This is a genomic window from Pseudomonas sp. LBUM1641 (assembly GCF_059716235.1).
The window spans coordinates 6,297,851-6,316,166 of record NZ_CP166815.1 but is presented as its reverse complement, the minus strand read 5'-3'; the positions used below and the strand labels follow the sequence as shown (position 1 = coordinate 6,316,166).

Genomic DNA, 18,316 nt, shown 5'->3' with positions numbered 1-18,316 from the left:
CTATTTCTTCAGTAAGGGAACTCTGACTACCGTGTTATCCACGTTCATCGTCTTGGTTTCAAGCTCAAGGGTCCATATTTCTTCGTGATAATGATGTTTGGTTGGCTTGCTGTACATTTCATGAGCACCATAACGAATACTTCTTTTCCCATCTGCAGAAACCAGTCTGTCAGGGTCTGATTCCCCGGTCCTCGGATGAGTATTTGTATGGGGGCCATCACCTAGGAAATCCTCCCATTTTTGAGTAGCGTCTTGGGGCCTTACCGGTTTATTTGCGTAGGTTTCCTTGTGGTAACCCATGTTGGCTGGAGTGTTCGAGGCGGCGGGGACAACGGGCTCACCTTTATCAGCCCCTGTCTTGTTCGCCGGATCCTCCACCTCTGTTGCCGGTTTGCATCCATCCCCACCCGGACAGGTATTCAACCCCAACGGATCCACCCACCCCGTCGGGTTGGGCGCGTATTGGTATCCGTTCAGCCCACCCGCCAGTTTCACCGGATCAGGCGTCAGATACCGACCAACGTCCGGATTGTAGTAGCGATGGCGGTTGTAGTGCAGTCCGCTTTCCGGGTCGAAGTATTGGCCCTGGAAGCGCAGCGGATTGGTGAGGGTGTTGACGTCCAGCTTCGCGATTTGGCCGTAGGCGCGGTAGTGCGCGGACCAGACGATTTCGCCGTCGGGTGCTGTGAGTTCTTGTGGGGTGCCGAGGTGGTCGAGTTGGTAGTGGAAGGGTTCTGCTGCTTCCGGGCCGTAGCCTTTCAGCAGCGCTAACGGGCGGAAGCTGTTGGGTTCGTAGAGGTAGCTTTGGTGGTGATCGGCGCTGTGCTCGGCAATCAGTATGTCGCCTTGCCAGAAAAACTCAGTGGTTTGGCCGTTTGTCGTTTTGGCGATGCGCCGTCCAAACGGGTCATAGCGATAGCTGGCCTGGCTGCCGTCGGGTTGGGTGACGCTGGTCAGGCGGTGTTGGCAGTCGTAGCGGTATTCGGTAACTAACTGCTGGTCGCGGCCCCGGCGTTCACGCAGCAGATTGCCAAAGGCGTCGTAGTCGTAATGACGGTCGCCTTGCATCAACAGGCGGTTGCCTTTGATCACACTCGGCCCTACGCGGTCTTGCATCAGCAGGTTGCCCGCCGGGTCGTGGAAGAAGCGTTCCTGCAGGTCATGCGAGTGGTTGGCGCGGGTCAGGCGGCCGAGCGGGTCGTAGTGGTAGTCGTGCTGGCCTTTGCGGGTGTCGAGGATGCGGGTGAGGTTGCCGCGTTGGTCGTAGTCGTATTGGCGGCGCTGATGGCGCTGTTCCTGTTGGGTGATGGCATGGGCGTGCAGGCGGCCCTGGTCGTCGTAGTGGTAGTGGCTGAGGAGTTGGCCCTGTTGGCGTTGGTGTTCGCGGCCGGATTTGAACAGGTGCGAGGTGAGCGGGTTGCCATTCAGTTCGATGGTGGCGAGGTCGCCGCCTTTGTCGTGATGGAAGGCGAGGCGGTTGTTGTCGGGCAGTCGCAGGTAGTTGAGTTGCCCGCATGCGTCGTAGCGGTAGCGCAGGGTACCCCAGCCTTGGTGTTCGGCGGTGAGGCGGTTTTGCAGGTCGTATTCGTAGTGCAGCGGCCAGTGGCCGTCGTCGACACTGAGGAGATTGCCGAGGCGGTCGTAGGTGTAATCGACAATGCTGCGGTCGGGCAGGATTTTTCGTACAAGGCGGCCGGCGCTGTCTCGCTGATAACCGGTAACCAGCTGACTGCCATCGTCGCCATATTCGGTCTTTTCCAGCAGATGGCCGGCGAGGTCATAAACGTAAGCCGTGCGGCGCCCATCAAACCCGGTTTCCTGCTGGATCAATCCGTTGGCGTGGTAGTCGAGCCGATAGGTTTCGCCGACTTCGTTTTCAATCTCGGTCAGTAACAACCGGACATTGTCGTAGCGGTATTTGAGCTGTGTGCCGTCGGGGTTGATGCGACGGCTGATCAGGTGCAGGCCGTCGGCATATTCGTAGCGGGTGACGCGGCCCAGTTCGTCGCGCTCGGCGGTGATTTTTCCGTACGGGTTGTAGCTGAATTCGCGAGTGGCGCCGCCCGGCTGAATCACTTTCAGCAAGCGCCCTACGGCGTCCCATTGATACTGGGTCAGCGCACCGTGCTCATCCTCGCAAGCTACCTGCCGGCCTAGGTCGTCATAGCGAAAACGCTGCACGCCGCCATTGGCCAGCTTCTCTTCGGTGAGCTGGCCACGCTCGTTCCAGATAAAGCGCTGGCTGCTGTTGTCCGGGTGCCAGACGCCGGAGAGTTTTCCGTGTTGGGTGTAGGTGTACTCGGTGTAATTGCCGTCCGGATCAGTCTTACGGGTGATATCGCCTTGATCGTTACGCTGGTATTTCCACACCGCGTCACCACGGCGCACAACCCGTACGAACCCGTTGTCATGCTCGTAGGACGTGGGTGCATCATCACCGGGAAACAGCGCAATCAACCGACCGGCTTCGTCGTACTGGTACGCCGTCACCGCCCCCAGCGGATCCTGCTCGACCGTCAGCCGGCCTTTTTCATCGTAGGATTTGAAGTGCTGCGCGCCGTCCGGATCGATCCGCTGCACCAGCCGTGCGCGCTGGTCGTGGACGTAGACTTCCTGGCTGCCATCGGCGTTGTGCACGGTGACAGTGCCGTTGTCATCCCACACATACCGTGTGTCCATCTGGGAAAAACTGGCCCAGTGGCGGATACACCTTGCAGATTTACCGGACCGTTCCCATTCCCAGAAGAAACTTGCCCCACCGGCCAGTTGCCGTTCCAGAATCACCTGCTGATCGTCGTACCGATAACGCTCGCTTTCGCCGACAGCGTTGGTCGCCTCAACCAACCGCCAAGCGTCGTCATACTTGTAGGAAACAACGTTCTGCTCGGTAACCCAGTCCAGTTCCCGCTGCACCTGATAGTCGACGGCAACGATGTGTCCGCGGTCATACCGCAGCAGCAATCCTTGGCCGACGTGGTTATCAATCCGCTGAATCCGTCCGGAATAATCGCGGGAAATGCGCAGCCGGTTGTCGTATGCGTCGCTGATCGACGTCAGCACACCGTCTCGGAAGTGATAGAAAAGAGAGGTTTGAGCCAGTACCAATTCATCAGGCAAAGCGCCCAGATAAATCGCTGCTTCCGCCAGGCTATTGGTGATGGCTGGCCGCGTAGCAGAGGGAAGGGGAAAGGTCGTACTGCGGTTTTCATGGTCGGTCCAGATCACCAACTCGCCGCTAACCGCCAACCGCTGAGCCAGCGCATGACTCCAGCCAAGCCCCAACCCGCAATCCACTTCCACCGCACTGCTGCGATACAACCGCGTCCAGGCAAAGGGCAACACCCCATCCAACGAGCCGTCGGTGAGCGTCAGCAGTTCCTCACCGGTAACCATCGATACCGGGCAGCCATTGGTTGCGGTCTTGTATGCGGGAGCGGCCGCATCGCCGCCGGGGTTCTTGGCAGAGGAGGGCGCATCGTCGACATGCGCTTTCTCCCGAACCACGGTGTTCTGACGCGGCCCCCAGCGCATCTGCACACCCCCCTTTTTCAACCCCTCAACAGCGCCCCGAACCGCTACTGTCTTGTACCGTCCCACTGCTCCCATAAAGCTCTGAAGAACACTGAATATGCCCTTCACAAACCGAATGGCCGCCTCAACAATCCGGGCGCCATACCTGAGCGCGCGCGAACTCAAATAAGCGATGCCCGCCGCCGGCAAAACAACCGTCAGCAACGCAGCCACCAACAAGTCGATCAGCAACGACACCACAAACCCGGCCACCGCCTCGGCGGTACTGCCGGCGATCTCACTTGGTGGCAACGCCGACAGCCAAATCATCGCTGTGCGCAGCATCAGGTACAGCGCCGCCTCATCACTGGCCAGCAACATCGCCTGTTCCATCACCTTTGGCGCAGTGCGGGCCAGCTCCATCAGTTCGCTGGCTTTGGCTCCCAGGCTTTCAAACAGCTTGCCCGGATCCTTGAAGATCTCCTGCACCTGCTTGATGGCGTCCCACACGCCAGTAATTGCTGCCCAACTTCCCGCCAGCACCCCATTGCCAATCGCGCTTGAAGTGGACCTTTCCCAGTGCGGCCTGAAACCACCCCATTGCTCGCGAAGCCAGCTTTCCAGGTCGGCGGTCAAACCGTCGTAAGACGAAAACAGCGCCTCGACCTGCTCGTCCGAAACACCGCCTTGCACCTGCACCCGGTAACGCTTGCCGGCCACACAATGGTGAGAGCCTTTCCCCTGTTCATCGAGCATGACGACGGTAGAGCTGCCGTCATCCAGCCCAATCACCTCAACCGGGATACCTCCCAGCGGCACGTCATACACCGACTCGAACTTGCTCTCGATCTCCAGTACGCCGCCGACCTCACAGCGCACCACCGTCGAGAAATTGTCATCGGTCATGCTCACCGATTTGCTCGAATCTCCCCCCCGAATGATTCGGTCCATTCCCAGCAACGACGGTAAATCTGCCCTATGGCTGACCTTGTCCAGCGCCTGCGAATACCAGGCGCCCACCTGCTGGCGATACACCGCCAGGCTCTGATGAAAGCCATCCAGTTCGTGTTCGATGTGGGCAATGTGGGACGAAGAAGCTGTCATCCATGACGTCTCTGCAAAGGGGAGGCGTCGGAGTCTGCAACAGCAAAACGGGGCCTGGACGAGTGGTCCGGAAAATCAGATTGGGCTTACGAGGAGGGAGATTTTTTCCGTGCCGAGCTGGTGCCCGGCACTACGTAGAACTGCGATTCAGCTCATTGACGGCAGTGGCGTTTTCAGTGGTGCGGTGCATTGGCCCTAAGCATCCTTGAGACTGGCCTCAAACTCGACCAGTCCTCCGTGCATCCTCTGCAACGCCTCGATCTGCCGCACCAACTCCTGTTTCTTGTTGGCGATCGCCTTGTCCGCCAGCTCCCAGGGCAGCCCATCACCGTGATGCCCACCCAGAATTGCCTGCAACTCCTTGAGCTTGAAACCCAACTGCTGGGCGCACTTGATGAACGTCAGCAGCTCGACACTTTGCGTGGAGTAAATCCGATAACGGCCTTCCCGTTGCGGCGGCGGCAACAGGCCGATCGCCTCATAGTGACGAATCGCCTTGATCGTGGTGCCCGACAACTGCGCGGCTTTGCCGATGTACATGAAAAGTCCTTTTCCCAAAGAGAGCGCCGGCCTGTTTCAGCCACTGTTCGCGCTGCGCTGGCGTGGAGCCCAGCACCGGTCCGAACTGCAACGTCTTGATCTGCTGGATGCCACAAAACGCCAGCGTCGTCTTGCGCATCTGATGCAGCGCAGGCATGCGGTAGAACCACCTGTAATACCACGGCGGCGTGTCGAGGGTCACCAGCAAATGCGCGGTTCGGCCCTTCAGGAGTTTCTCGGGAAAGGCCTTGCCCTTGCGGTATTTGAAGGCGAAACCGGACAGGAAAATCCGGTCGATAAAACCCTTCATCAACGCCGGGATGCCGCCCCACCAGATGGGGAAAACAAACGTCAGGTGATTGGCCCACAGGATGTCGGATTGGGCGTTGAGCAGGTCGGGCTCCAGAGGTTGGACCTGGCTGTAGCCGTTGTGCAGGATGGGGTCGAACGTCAGGTCGCCCAGGCACAGAACGCGTACTTCGTGGCCGGCAGTTTTGGCACGGGTGATGTAGGTGTCGGTGAGGGCAGAGCAGAAGCTGGTGCTCGAAGGATGGCCGAGGATGACCAGGATGCGTTGGCTCATGGTGGTGGAGTCCTGAAAGTAAGTGCTTCAGGGTGAGGTGTGACCTTAGGGGGAGAGTCAAGAAGTGGCGTGATTGGGAATGGCCAGGAAGACTCATCCCTTTCATTTGCAGGACGTTTCCTAGAGAATTCCAAGCGCTTGCGCCAGCAAAATCCCGCGACTAGTCTGCGTTCCGTCACCGCATATTCGGTGATCGGGTTTAGTCGCCCGGATTCGATTGGCGCACGATCAGTTCATGAGTCAGGCCGTTTTTCGCCTGCACTTTTATGGTGGCTGTGCGCAGGGCGCCCCCGGGCGCGCCGGGTTTCCAATCGACCGGTCGACTAACCTGCGTACAGCTGCCACCTTCGTTTAGTCGCGAGGCGTGGTGGCTCCAAATGTTTGATTGGAGATTTACCATGGTCAAAGTTACCCCCGATCCACCCACGTTCCGTAAAGCCTTACTCAGCGACAATGACGCCACTCGGCGGGCTATCGATCACTACCTCAAAGCACCTGAAGCACCGCCTTCACCCACCCCGTTTACCGTTGATGACGAACTGAGTTTCGAAGATGCGCTGGCCCATGCTGCCGAGTTGCTGCATTGCGCCGTGGCGACCGCCCAGGCGTCGACCGAGCCGCTGAATGGCGCGCAGCGGGCAGTCATGCATTTGGTGGAGATGTCGAAGGTGGTGGTAGATCGAGCGTTGGATTGTTTGCAGCCGAGGTGAGGTGACTTCGCCCCCCCCACTTTTTTCCAGGCATTAAAAAGCCGGCTTGTGGGCGGCATTATTTATCGGTTTTAGCCTTGTTTTGTTGGTTTTTTTTCGTGTTTTTTACTTTGTCCCCCCATTTGTCCCCCCACTGACGTTCTGCGTTACCAAATTATAGGGTTAACCTCGGCAGGGAGTGGAAGGGAGAACGGTCTTGTGCTGCTAGCTGCTCTGCGCCGGAGATTCGTACGCAACAGCCGTGCGACACCCTAGTGCCGGGCTTCGCTCTTAGGAGTTTCTTGATGAGCTCCATGCAACACACGCACTAAAGCTCATCATCGGTTCTTTCTCTTTACGAACGGTATTCTTCAGCTTCCGTGTTTGCAGGGGTTGCGGGGGTGACTGCGAAGTAATACTCGTCATCGGCATGTGGATCGAATTCAGGGCGAGCTACACGACCTTGATCCAAAGCGTATTGAAGCATCTCGCGTACTTCCAGCCAGCCGTCTGGTTTGACCACGTTCAGCGCTTCAATAGCTTTGATGATTTGTCGCCAGCCGGTTTTTTCTGGCTTGATAGTGTCTAGCAGCGTGTTCAGGATCAGCTGCTGGCGCTCGGTTTGATCCATTTCAGTCACTGGCCTCATTTCCTCTTCAGTTGGCGTCCCTACTTTTGTAACGACATCGGTGCCGTAGTGGCGAATGAATTCGTAAGCTTCTTCGCGGCTCAGGTGACCCTTGATGATCTCAACACGGTCACGCATGGGCTTGTCAAAGTGAACGATGGTGACGTCGTATTTACCGCTTCCGACTTGGACGGAAAGCGGTACACCTGTGCGCTCGCGGGCTTCCCGCACAATGCGAGTCTCTGCAAGTTGTTGCAGCTCTGCCTCCGTCACGACGTCCCACTCAGGGCGCTCAAATAGATCCGGGTACACACGGTGTTTGGTCGAGAAGTAGCGTTTGGAAAGCTCGATGCAGCTCTCACGGTTGCAGTCAGGTGTTTTGATCACATAAAGGAACGGTGTCTCTAGGCTATTTTCGCGCCAGTTGTTGCATTTGCGGAGGCTGGAAAACTCGACGGTTTGAAACAGCTCACCATTGAAAAAAACCTCGAAGGTCAAAAGTGTTTCAGTAGGTTTAGCTTGTTTTTTGATTGTCATGTCTTCCTGCTCCGCCCCTATAGGGCACCGCTGCGTTTTGCCTTGCGTAATGCTGGGAACATTGTTCCTGTGTGGCAAGAGTTTTTACGTAACAAGTCTACTTGAAGGAGGGCTTTTAGTACGAGGCGAAAGCCGACCTCATGTTCTGGCCCATGTGAGCTTTTTCTGGTCTGGCCGGAATCAACTCTTCTTGGAAAAAGCATTCTTTGTGGGCATGATGCGGCGTACGGCCAGCATTCGGATGCCGGGTGGTGCTAACTTACCGATTTGGGCGAGAGGGATATGGAATTGACGGTAAGGGTGATGTCTTGCGGGAAGGAGGTTGACCGCATTGCATGCCCTCTCCAGATCGATGGGCGGCGGCTTGCCGTTATCTACAGAGAGCGGCTGTGTCCAGTAGAGGACGGCTGCATTCACGTCGAAAACGGGATTGAAATCTCAGGTCCCGATCAGCGCCCTGGTCGGCCCGAATGGGGAGCGCTTGTCGCACATCTGGTGCCGAAGTCACTCCCCGAGCGTCGAGAGGAATGCTCCGAGCTTCTTCGCGTGATTTTCAAAGACAACCTGCCTGATGGGGTTGTGCGCGCATTTTCATCCCTTGCTTTCATGGGGCTAGAGCAGGATGCACGCGAGCTGCTAGTCGACTTTTTATGCGAGAAATACGACGCTATAAGTTTAAGCAGACAGCTGCAGACCCAATTATTTTGCAGCGAAATATCAAGTGCTGTTGTTTGTTCAGCGAATTCAGATCCTACGTTTATTACCTCTGAGACAAATATAGAAAGTGATGCAGTTGCCGAAGATGAAAGTCTGCAGGGTTGGGACTGGACGGCAGCAGATGAGATACAGATCCCCGAAATAGACGATAGAGACCTGAGGGCCGTTGCAGGCCAAATACAGGGAGCTATCGGCAGCTACCGCTCTTCGGAAAAAGGCACAGTTATTCCAGGTTTAGTCGGGCCCTTTGACGGAGCTCTTTTAAATGAAGAGTCAATCCCTCCTTCATCTGCACGCACAAGATCGCCTGAGGAGAGGGTGCTTGTAGAACGTACCGCCAAACTCGGCACGGTAGCCCTAGATCTCCTGCGATACTTTGCAGACAATCCGGGAGATCGAGCGGCTCACGCGGAGCTCGTGTTGGGGTATAACGTGACGGATATTAATAAAATTCTATCGGGATCTTTGAACCACTATCTGAAAAAAAACCAATCAGGTGGGTGGGTATGCCACCCCTGGGTTGCGGGCGTATTGCTCGTTTTGGATGAGGCCTTGTGAGGGCGTTAATCCCCGTTGCCCTCGGGTGCTGCTACTCCAGAGTTTTCAGGCGTTCGAGCAGTGCGCGCAATGCCGCATCCGGATTTTTGAGCTCACATTCCCATACTGTAAAAACGCACCATCCGTTGCTGAACAGTTCCTGCATTACCCTGCGATCTCTATCTACATTAGATTCCAGTTTTTCTGTCCAGAAATCGACACGTGTTTTAGGCAAAACTGCGTATTTGCAGCCGGTATGACGATGCCAAAAACATCCGTGCACAAAAATGCAGACTTTCAGTCGAGGCAGTACAATGTCCGGTTTTCCTGGCAGGTCCCTGCGATGAAGTCGGAAGCGGTAACCATGTGCATGCAGAAACCGCCTGACAGCCAGTTCCGGTTTGGTGTCTTTTCCCTTGATCCCGGACATCATTCGGGATCTGGTGGCGCGGTCAACTACATCCATTTCGTACTTTCTCAAAATAGCGTGGTTTCATGAGTCGTACCTATCCCATTCAGGTTGTGGATCTCTTTGCTGGTCCCGGAGGTCTAGGAGAGGGCTTTTCCTCTCATTCGGACATTAACGGTGACACCTTCGAGATCAAGGTATCGGCCGAAATGGAGGTTTCCGCGCGTTCCACCCTCCGGCTCAGGGCCTTCTATCGTCTGCTGAAGAGTAGACAACCCGAAGCCCTCGAGGATTACTATAACTTTTGTGAAACTGCTGATGTTCCTGAGCCCTATACGACCAAGAGTCTTGAGGCTTGGAGACATGCCGACAACGAAGCACAATTGTTGGAGCTCGGTACCGAAGCGGGCAATACCGGACTAGATAAAATGCTGGCAAGCCGTCTTGATGAGACTAGGCCATGGGTTCTCATTGGGGGCCCGCCGTGCCAAGCCTATTCAATAGTAGGTCGAGCCAGAAATCGTGGAAAGGTGGATTATCGTGCAGAAAATGATCACAGACATTTCCTCTATCGCGAATATTTGAGAATCATTCAAAAAAAGAGGCCTGCAGTTTTCGTGATGGAAAACGTGAAAGGCATTCTTTCGTCACAGGTCGCTGGCGAGCCGATGTTTCCCCAGATTTTGCGAGACCTTGCTGACCCTGACGCGGCGTTTGGAGAAAGTGGTAATGGTCCGAAGTATAGAATCTGTTCTCTCGTCGCCGATGACATCTACGAAAGTGGAGCAGATCCGGACAGCATCGAACCAAGCAACTACATCATTCGGGCTGAAGAGTACGGCATTCCCCAAGCCAGGCATCGAGTGATACTTCTAGGTGTTTCGGAGGAGTACCTCGATGCACTTGGCGATCACAGGCTGTCCCCTGTTTTGGGGCCGACAATAGATCAGGTAATTGGGCGTCTGCCGCCATTGCGCAGCACCCTTACCAAGCTGAAAGACTCTCCCGATGCGTGGGCGGACATAGTGCGTCAGCATTTGAAGGAGCTGAATCATGAGTGTCTTCAGTTAGTAAGTGAGACACCTGAAAGGCTCGCGCTGGCGACTAGGCTTGGCATTCTTGCCAGCAGTTATGACAGTCGCGAATTAAACTCTGGCGGACTGCGGGTACTGAAAAAAAACGCCGGTAATGGAGTGACAGGAACGCTTCTCGATAGCTGGCTGCATGACCCGAGATTGAAGTACTGGCTAAATCATGAGGCTAGGGGGCACATGAGTTCCGATCTGCGTAGGTATGTTTACGCTGCCGCTTTTGCCGAGACTTACAGGGACTCGCCCAAGGGCCACCAGAACTTTAACCTTCCCGGGCTGGCGCCGGATCACAAGAACTGGACAAGCGGAAAATTTAGTGACCGTTTTCGTGTGCAGAGAGCAGGTATTCCTTCCACGACAATAACTAGCCATATCGCGAAGGATGGTCACTATTTTATTCATTACGACCCTAGGCAGTGCCGAAGTCTGACTGTTCGCGAGGCTGCAAGACTGCAGACTTTCCCCGACAATTACTTTTTCTTGGGCAATAGAACGCAACAGTTCCATCAAGTGGGTAATGCAGTTCCGCCGCTTTTGGCTCGGCAGATTGCCGATGTTGTTGCCCGGATCGTTCGAAGCGGAAAAAACGTGAAGTAGAGTTTGACCCACCACCGCAGGCACGACAGGGAGCGTTATTTTGTCACACACATTCAAGAGCCGAAATGCTCCGCCCAAGGCCAGCGCAATGGTCGAAGCTTTGCGAGGGCTGGGTTACAACACGCAGACAGCACTGTCTGACATCATTGACAACAGCGTTGCAGCAGGCGCCTCAGAAGTCAGAATCGAGTTCGTTTGGGCTCAGACAGAGAGTCGAATTACCTGCTTGGACAACGGCGCGGGAATGTCGGCTGCCGGGCTTGATCTGGCGATGAGGCTTGGTGAACGCAACCCTCTTGAAGAGAGAGCAACGTCCGATCTTGGTCGCTTTGGGCTGGGCCTTAAGACGGCGTCTTTTTCACAGTGCCGCAGACTAACCGTGGCGACTATAGGTGTGGATGGCATACAAGCTCTGCGCTGGGACCTTGACTATCTTGCAAACAGCTCCGATGGCGGCTGGCATCTGCTGGAGGGGGCCCATCCCGGTTCCGAAGGGTATCTAGAGCCGCTTACTGAAGCCGGTCGCGGGACTTTGGTCCTTTGGGAGGAGCTGGATCGGATCGTTACTCCGGGAAGCACTGTTCAGGACTTTTTGAACCTGGCCGACAAGGTCGAGCAGCATCTTGGAATGGTGTTCCACAGGTATCTAGAGGGAACCCGACCACGTCTCAGAATTCTGCTCAACGGACAGCCGGTGAAACCCTGGGATCCTTTCATGACGGACCATCCGGGGAAACCCTACAACCCTCCCGTATTCAAGCACCCGACACTCAAGGGGATTGAAGTCGAATGTCATGTTTTACCGCACAAGGACATGCTTTCTGGCGAGGATTTTGAAGTGCTTGGTGGCCCTGAAGGCTGGACGGCCCAGCAGGGGTTTTATGTTTATCGCAACGAGCGCCTTCTCGTTGCAGGCAGTTGGCTGGGTCTGGGGACCGGTAGGTCTTGGACAAAGGACGAAGCTCACCGATTGGCAAGAATTCGTCTGGATATACCCAACTCTGCCGACGCCGACTGGAAGATTGATATCCGCAAGTCCACGGCCAGACCCCCTGTCTATCTTCGAGAATGGCTGACCCGTCTTGCCGAAGCTACGCGTGGACGTGCGCGCCGAGCCTTTGCTCACAGAGGCCGGCCCACCTTGCTTGGAAATAAACAGGTTGCCGAAGCCTGGAAGGTTGAGCGCCTCGCCAGTGGAATACGATACCGGATAGACAGTGACCACCCCGCGATACGAGACGTACTGGATGATGCTGGAGGATTGCTTCCGCAGATCAGAGCTATGTTGCGGGTCATCGAGGAGACGGTCCCTGTTCAGCGGATATGGATCGATACTGCGGAAAATAAGGATACGCCCTGCACAGGCTTTGAGAAGACCCCGTCCAGTGAGGTCAATGAGGTCTTGATGGTCATGTACCGCAGTATGATCGAGAAGAAAGGATATTCCGCGTCTTCTGCCAGGGAGCAGCTTCGGACAACAGAGCCTTTCCATGCTTTTCCTTCATTGGTGGATGCCCTGCCAGACAATTTTTAAGGAGCTGCGACGAATGTCCGAAGACAACAAATGGAGTGTGGTTAAGTTTGTCCAAGAGATGATTGTGGACGAGCAGGGCAAGCTGGCGATTACCCCTGCACTCATTTCGCAAAAAATCGACATGGTGCTTAAGATCATGCCGAACAAGGCTGAGGGGTTGGATCGTGAGGCCGTCACTGACGAGCTCATCAGAAGGTTCAGTATCTGGGTTGGCAAGGACTCCTATCTTGTCGACATGGCCGGACATGTCCCTTGGCTGACCAGTGAGGTCAAGAAGGAGTGGCGTTACTGGCGCCGGTATAGAGAGTGGCAGGAAAAGAAGTTGCCATGGAGTGCTGTAGAAGCACTCGATGAAACTACCGATAACGTTCTTTCAATGCTGGAGGATCCCGGGCGTGAAGGTCCTTGGGATCGTCGCGGTATGGTTGTCGGCCACGTGCAGTCCGGCAAAACCGGGAACTATACGGGGCTTATCTGCAAGGCGGCGGATGCTGGATACAAAATCATAATCGTGCTGGCAGGGCTTCACAATAACCTGCGCTCCCAAACTCAGATGAGACTGGATGAGGGGTTTCTCGGCTATGAAACCAGCCCAATAGAGGGAGAGGGAAACGTAGCCATCGGAGTTGGAAAAATTGACCCTTCTCCTGCGTTGCGTCCCCAGTACGTTACCAATAGGACCGAGACTGGGGACTTCAACACAAAGTTTGTGAGAAATCTTGGTGTCTCGCCAGAGCAAAAACCGTGGCTGTTCGTCGTAAAGAAGAACAAGACAGTTTTGCAGCGTCTGCTGAAATGGATTCACAAGCATGTTGCAGAAACGACGGATCCGGAAACCGGTCGTCCACTTGTAACCCATCTTCCTCTGCTGATCGTTGATGACGAAGCGGATCATGCATCGGTGGATACCGGTGAGAAGGTCGTGGACGAGAACGGCCAGCCTGATCTCGAACATGAACCCACTGCTATTAACAGTCTGATTCGCCAGATACTGCACTCTTTCTCGAGAAAGGCCTATATCGGTTATACAGCCACTCCGTTTGCAAACATCTATATCCACGAGCAGGGAGAGACGGTAAAGGAAGGACCCGATCTGTTCCCAGCAGCATTTATCACTAATCTGTCCGCGCCATCCAGCTACATCGGCCCGTCAAGGGTGTTCGGACTAGCGGGAGAGAATGGACGCATCGGCACTCTCGATCTGGTTCGGCCGGTCACAGATCACTGCTCCACTGATGGAAAGGGCGGCTGGATGCCTGTCGGCCATAAAAGCAGTTATGTGCCTTCCGACGTCATGCCTCCTTCGCTGGTCGAGGCAATACACGCATTCGTACTGGCCTGCACCATTCGTCAACTGCGCGGACAGGGGGCCGAACACAGCTCGATGCTAGTACATGTCACGCGATTCAACCTGGTCCAGCAGCATGTACACGGGCAGGTTCGCAGTTACATCATGCAGTTGAAGCAGCGGCTCAGAAGGCGCATTGACCATGAGGGCGTTTTGGCCGAACTCTGCAATCTGTGGGAGAGAGACATCCGGACGACAAGCCACGAAATTGAAAAGCAGATGGGAGAGGGGTCTCGGTGTAAAGCTGACGATTGGTTCGAGATAGAACGAGCGTTACCTGATCTGTTGGAGCAGATCGATGTGCGCATGATCAATGGCACTGCAAAGGATGCGTTGGACTATGTAGACAGCGCCACGGGGCTGAAGGTCATCGCAATTGGAGGAGACAAGCTGGCTCGAGGACTTACGCTTGAAGGCCTGTGTGTTAGCTATTTTCTTCGGGCTTCCAAAATGTACGACACGCTGATGCAGATGGGACGGTGGTTCGGCTATCGACCGGGTTACTTGGACTTGTGTCGTCTCTACACCACGACGGATCTGGTTGATTGGTTCGAGCACATTGCCGACGCAGCGGAAGAGTTGCGAGCCGAATTCGACTTCATGAGAGATAGCGGGCTGACACCACGTCAGTATGGTCTCAAGGTCGTCTCTCACCCGGTGTTGATGGTGACCTCTCCCCTGAAAATGAGGACCGCCAAAACACTGTATCTGTCTTTCAGTGGGGACATTGTCGAGACGGTTAGCTTCTTCAAGGAACCCACCCAGCTCGAACAGAATCTCTCGGCTTTCAACTCTCTTGTAAGCACCATAGGCAAGGGATCATCGATTCCTCCGCAGAGTCGAAACGGCCGGAGCGATAAGTGGAGCGGGGTTCGTTGGGATGGTATTCAGGCACAGCCCATCGTCGACTTTCTGAGGGCGTATCAGACGCACCCGGACTCCCGAAAAGTGAGAAGTGACCTGCTTGCGAACTTCATTGAGGAGATGAGCCGATCGGGCGAGCTTACCTCTTGGACAGTTGCCGTCATCGGGGGCGGGGTTGCCCGCACCGAAGATGTCGCAGGCTTTCCGGTAAAGCGAATGAAGCGAATAAACAAGTCACAGGAGGTTGACCAAAAGTATTCGATAGGTCGTCTGCTGTCGCCTCAGGATGAAGCTCTGGACCTTGATGAATCCTCGTGGAATGCCGCACTTGAGTGGACTAGGACGGATTGGAAGCCCGACCCCGGCCGTTCTAGAGGCAAGGAATTGCCCGAAATGCCAAGCGGACCTTACATCAGACGTGTTCGTGGTCAGGGACGTGGGCAAGTAGCACCGCATCCCGAAAGAGGACTTTTGCTTATGTACCTTCTTGACCCAGAGGATTCTAAAGTCTCGGGGGTTGATGAGCCTGTCGTCGCATTTGCAATCAGCTTTCCTTCCAGCAATGCGGGAAAATCTGTGCCCTATGTCGTCACTAATCTAATGTGGGAGCAGCAACAGTAATGGCGGCAGTGAGTAGTTCCGAGTTGCTTGGTATCTGGCGGGCCCTTCCTGGCAACGCATCGGCTCCGGGATGGCGGTCGATTGATCTGTTTCAAAGAGCAACAATCAGGATCAAGGCAGCCAGGCATGCGCCGGGCAATGAGGAGGCTGTTCTGGTCGGTTTTGCGAACTGCAGGATGGCGCCGACCTCGCAGTTGCCTCAGGGGCAGGGATTTCGCATTGAAAGGGTCGGCCTGGGGGAGGCCGCAGGTGATTACCAGTGGCTTGCAATCGTCCGTCAACCTGAAGGCAGCCTAGAGCTGTTTGCGGCCGTTGTCTCCGATGTATGCGGACTGCTGGAATCCGCCAACGGCTGTACTGAAGAACTTGTGTATCAACGACTGCTTGGAAGGGTGCGCGGGTGGCAGGAATTTATGCGGAAAGGACGTGAAGGACTCGGGCCCGAAGCCGAATTGGGGCTTGTGGGTGAGCTCTGTCTGCTGCGTAAGCTGCTTGATGAAGGCGTGCTGCTTTTCTCGGCTGTACAAGGTTGGAAAGGGCCGCTCGACGGGCTTCATGACTTTCAAATTGGTATGGGGGCGATAGAGGTCAAGTCCACAATGGCAACGGAAGGCTTTCCGGTGAGAATCGCCTCCCTAGATCAACTCGACGAATCCCAGTGTCCGCCACTCTTCCTTGCAGCGCTTCGCTTCGGATCGACGGATTCTGGAATGTCACTTCCCGAATCTGTGGCGGATTTGCGCTGTCTGCTGGAGCCTGATTCCGCAGCTACCAGGCTTTTCGAGCAGGCACTTCATCTGGCGGGGTATCTGGATATGCAGGCAGAGAACTACAGTCGTCGCTTTTCGCTCAGCGAGTTAAGGGTGCATCTCGTTGATGCGGAGTTTCCTAGACTGACTCCTTTCGGCATCCCGACAGCCATTCGTCGAGCCCAGTACGAGCTCGACCTGGCATTAATACTCGCCGATAACCATCCCTTGGCGGATGTGCTTGAGCAACTTGGAGTCGTTTGATGGAACTTGTGGATTTTCTGCGGGACACGCAGGCATCGATTCGAGAAGAGATTGTGAAGGATGCTGCACCGGGGGAAGCTCCTGTGCCTGCAGAGGCCGTATTTACTGAACATGTGATGACGCATATGGCCGACGAGGGAATAACCTTTGAGCCAACGGTCTGCCACTACGGTGCTAAGGTCGGATCTTACAAGGTCAAAATCAGTGGCTATTCTGTCTCGGACACAACCGACGAACAGGGGAATCCTGATCGACTGGATCTGTTCGTGAGTCTCTATAAGGGGCTTGAGGACATTGAAGACATCCCGGACCCTGAAATTGGCAGAGCGGCGAAGCAAGGTCTGCACTTTCTCAAATTTTGCGCTACAGGCAAGCTTTCAGAAGAGCTTGATGAAACCAACGAGGCTTATCCGCTTGTCACAGAAGTTGAACGTATATTCAAAACGCTGGATAGCATCCGGATTTTCGTAATTACTGACGGTCAGGTTAAAACGAGGAACTATGCGCCCCAAGATATTGAGGGCAAGCAGGTACGCCTTGAAGTCATGGACATTCACCGTCTGTTCAACCATTGGCAGCAGGGCCGGCCACGGGATGAGCTAGTGGTGAACTTTCAGGATCTTTGCGGTACCGCATTGCCGAGTGTATGGGTTCCCGGTGCTGGTGACGACGAATACGATTATGCCCTGACTGCAATACCCGGTGAGGCTCTGCGCTTTCTCTACGAGAAGTACGGGCCGCGCATTCTCGAAGCAAATGTGCGTTCGTTTTTGGGGGTTGGCAGCAGAGGTGTCAATAAGGGGATTCGGGATAGCTTGCGGAACAATCCGGACCGTTTCATGGCCTACAACAATGGCATCGTTGTTGTAGCTGATGCTGCCAAGCTGGATCGTACCGCTGATGGTTCGACGGGTATCTTGTGGCTTCAGGGTATGCAAATCGTTAACGGCGGGCAGACGACAGCATCCATCTATTTCGCAAAGAAAAAAAATCCCGACATAGATCTGAGCAGCGTCCGAGTTCCTGCGAAGATCATTGTGCTTCGAAATGGTCAGGGAAATGACGAGGAACTGATCTCTAACATTTCTCGCTATGCCAATAGCCAGAACGTCGTAAAACAATCCGATCTTTCCGCAAACAAGCCATTTCATCGCGAGCTGGAAAAGCTTTCAATGCGCACATACTGCCCGGATGGTGTGGGGCGCTGGTTCTATGAGCGGTCCGCTGGTAGTTATAAGGTGATGCTAGAAAAAGAAGCGACAACTGTTGTTCAAAAGAAAAAGCTGCAGCTAGCCATTCCACCCTATCGCAAGATCACCAAACCGGATCTGGCGAAGTTTCTGTTCACATGGGAGCAGAAACCACACGTTGTAGGGTTAGGGAGTCAGAAGAACTTTCAGGCCTTTATGGATGAGCTGGGAGAGCGGGAGAATATCGGAGAGGACGTGATTCCGGACCAGAAGGAGTTTAAGGACATGATTGCAAAGGCCATTCTGTTCAAGTCCGCTCAGAAGATAATCAGACCCCTATTTCCTGCATTTCAGGGCAATATAACGGTTTACACGATCTCCATTCTTGCACTCAAGCTGGGACAAAATTTCAATTTTGATAGAGTCTGGCAGGAGCAGGCCATTTCTCCCCAACTGCAAAGACAGCTGGCTGCTTGGGCGCATGAGGTGAATGAAGCGCTTCATCGTGGTGCTGACGGGAAGATGATTTCCGAATGGGCCAAGAAACTTGACTGCTGGTGGCAAGTCAGAGATTTCAGGTATTCGGAGGCGGCGACTGATATTCCGGAAATATCCTGAATGGCTCATTGCAAGTTTCAGGCGGAACTATCTGCTACCTAGTTTCGAGAGATGCTCTCCCAGCATTAGAGGGCGCATCGGGACTTGGGGTGTGGCTGGCAACGCGTAGCCTGCACCAAGGGAAGTTCTCTTGGTCCAATCGGCAGAGTGAGCAGATGGAGCTTGATTAAATGTTTGTAGCGAATA

At 54.8% G+C, this 18,316-nt stretch carries 12 protein-coding genes; 7 read left to right on the top strand and 5 right to left on the bottom strand.

The features are described from left to right. The 3 genes from ACA046_RS29080 to ACA046_RS29070 all read right to left on the bottom strand — a co-directional run bounded on the left by ACA046_RS29080 (position 1) and on the right by ACA046_RS29070 (position 5,737). A complete protein-coding gene (locus tag ACA046_RS29080) occupies positions 1–4,614 on the bottom strand; it encodes an RHS repeat-associated core domain-containing protein (protein WP_497675439.1) in 4,614 nt (1,537 codons plus the stop codon). A 195-nt stretch (positions 4,615–4,809) separates the two neighbouring features. Beyond that, complete coding sequence (locus tag ACA046_RS29075) at positions 4,810–5,154, bottom strand: MerR family transcriptional regulator (RefSeq protein ID WP_497675438.1); 345 nt, start codon at positions 5,152–5,154, stop codon at positions 4,810–4,812. Continuing rightward, positions 5,093–5,737 carry an NAD(P)H-dependent oxidoreductase gene (locus ACA046_RS29070; protein WP_497675437.1) on the bottom strand — a complete coding sequence of 215 codons (645 nt, stop codon included), beginning with the start codon at positions 5,735–5,737 and terminating at the stop codon, positions 5,093–5,095. The genes ACA046_RS29075 and ACA046_RS29070 overlap by 62 nt, the downstream gene beginning before the upstream one ends. A 398-nt stretch (positions 5,738–6,135) precedes the next feature. Between ACA046_RS29070 and ACA046_RS29065 the strand changes: the two genes are divergently transcribed. After that, positions 6,136–6,447, top strand: a complete 312-nt coding sequence (locus ACA046_RS29065) for a DUF6124 family protein (RefSeq protein WP_459024059.1) — start codon at positions 6,136–6,138, stop codon at positions 6,445–6,447. 334 nt (positions 6,448–6,781) lie between these two features. On the opposite strand, the gene ACA046_RS29060 is transcribed toward ACA046_RS29065, so the two are convergent. Continuing rightward, positions 6,782–7,591, bottom strand: a complete 810-nt coding sequence (locus ACA046_RS29060) for a hypothetical protein (RefSeq protein ID WP_497675436.1) — start codon at positions 7,589–7,591, stop codon at positions 6,782–6,784. 282 nt (positions 7,592–7,873) lie between these two features. Here ACA046_RS29060 and ACA046_RS29055 point away from each other — a divergent pair, with 282 nt between their 5' ends. Beyond that, positions 7,874–8,866, top strand: coding sequence for a hypothetical protein (locus ACA046_RS29055; RefSeq protein ID WP_497675435.1), 993 nt, complete (start codon positions 7,874–7,876; stop codon positions 8,864–8,866). Between the two features lie 31 nt (positions 8,867–8,897). On the opposite strand, the gene ACA046_RS29050 is transcribed toward ACA046_RS29055, so the two are convergent. Next, positions 8,898–9,311, bottom strand: a complete 414-nt coding sequence (locus ACA046_RS29050; protein WP_497675434.1) for a very short patch repair endonuclease — start codon at positions 9,309–9,311, stop codon at positions 8,898–8,900. 29 nt (positions 9,312–9,340) lie between these two features. Here ACA046_RS29050 and ACA046_RS29045 point away from each other — a divergent pair, with 29 nt between their 5' ends. The 5 genes from ACA046_RS29045 (at position 9,341) to ACA046_RS29025 (ending at position 18,130) form a co-directional block, all read left to right on the top strand. After that, positions 9,341–10,942, top strand: coding sequence for a DNA cytosine methyltransferase (locus ACA046_RS29045; protein ID WP_497675433.1), 1,602 nt, complete (start codon positions 9,341–9,343; stop codon positions 10,940–10,942). Between the two features lie 88 nt (positions 10,943–11,030). After that, entirely contained in the window at positions 11,031–12,476 is a 1,446-nt protein-coding gene (locus tag ACA046_RS29040; protein WP_497675432.1) for an ATP-binding protein, read from the top strand. A 13-nt stretch (positions 12,477–12,489) separates the two neighbouring features. Further along, positions 12,490–15,309 (top strand): Z1 domain-containing protein, encoded by a 2,820-nt coding sequence (locus ACA046_RS29035; RefSeq protein ID WP_497675431.1) that lies wholly within the window; start codon positions 12,490–12,492, stop codon positions 15,307–15,309. Beyond that, positions 15,309–16,322 carry a PD-(D/E)XK motif protein gene (locus ACA046_RS29030; RefSeq protein ID WP_497675430.1) on the top strand — a complete coding sequence of 338 codons (1,014 nt, stop codon included), beginning with the start codon at positions 15,309–15,311 and terminating at the stop codon, positions 16,320–16,322. Before ACA046_RS29035 ends, ACA046_RS29030 begins: the two co-directional genes overlap by 1 nt. Then, on the top strand, positions 16,322–18,130 hold the full coding sequence (locus ACA046_RS29025) for an AIPR family protein (protein WP_497675429.1): 1,809 nt from the start codon (positions 16,322–16,324) through the stop codon (positions 18,128–18,130). The genes ACA046_RS29030 and ACA046_RS29025 overlap by 1 nt, the downstream gene beginning before the upstream one ends. The last annotated feature ends 186 nt before the right edge of the window (positions 18,131–18,316 follow it).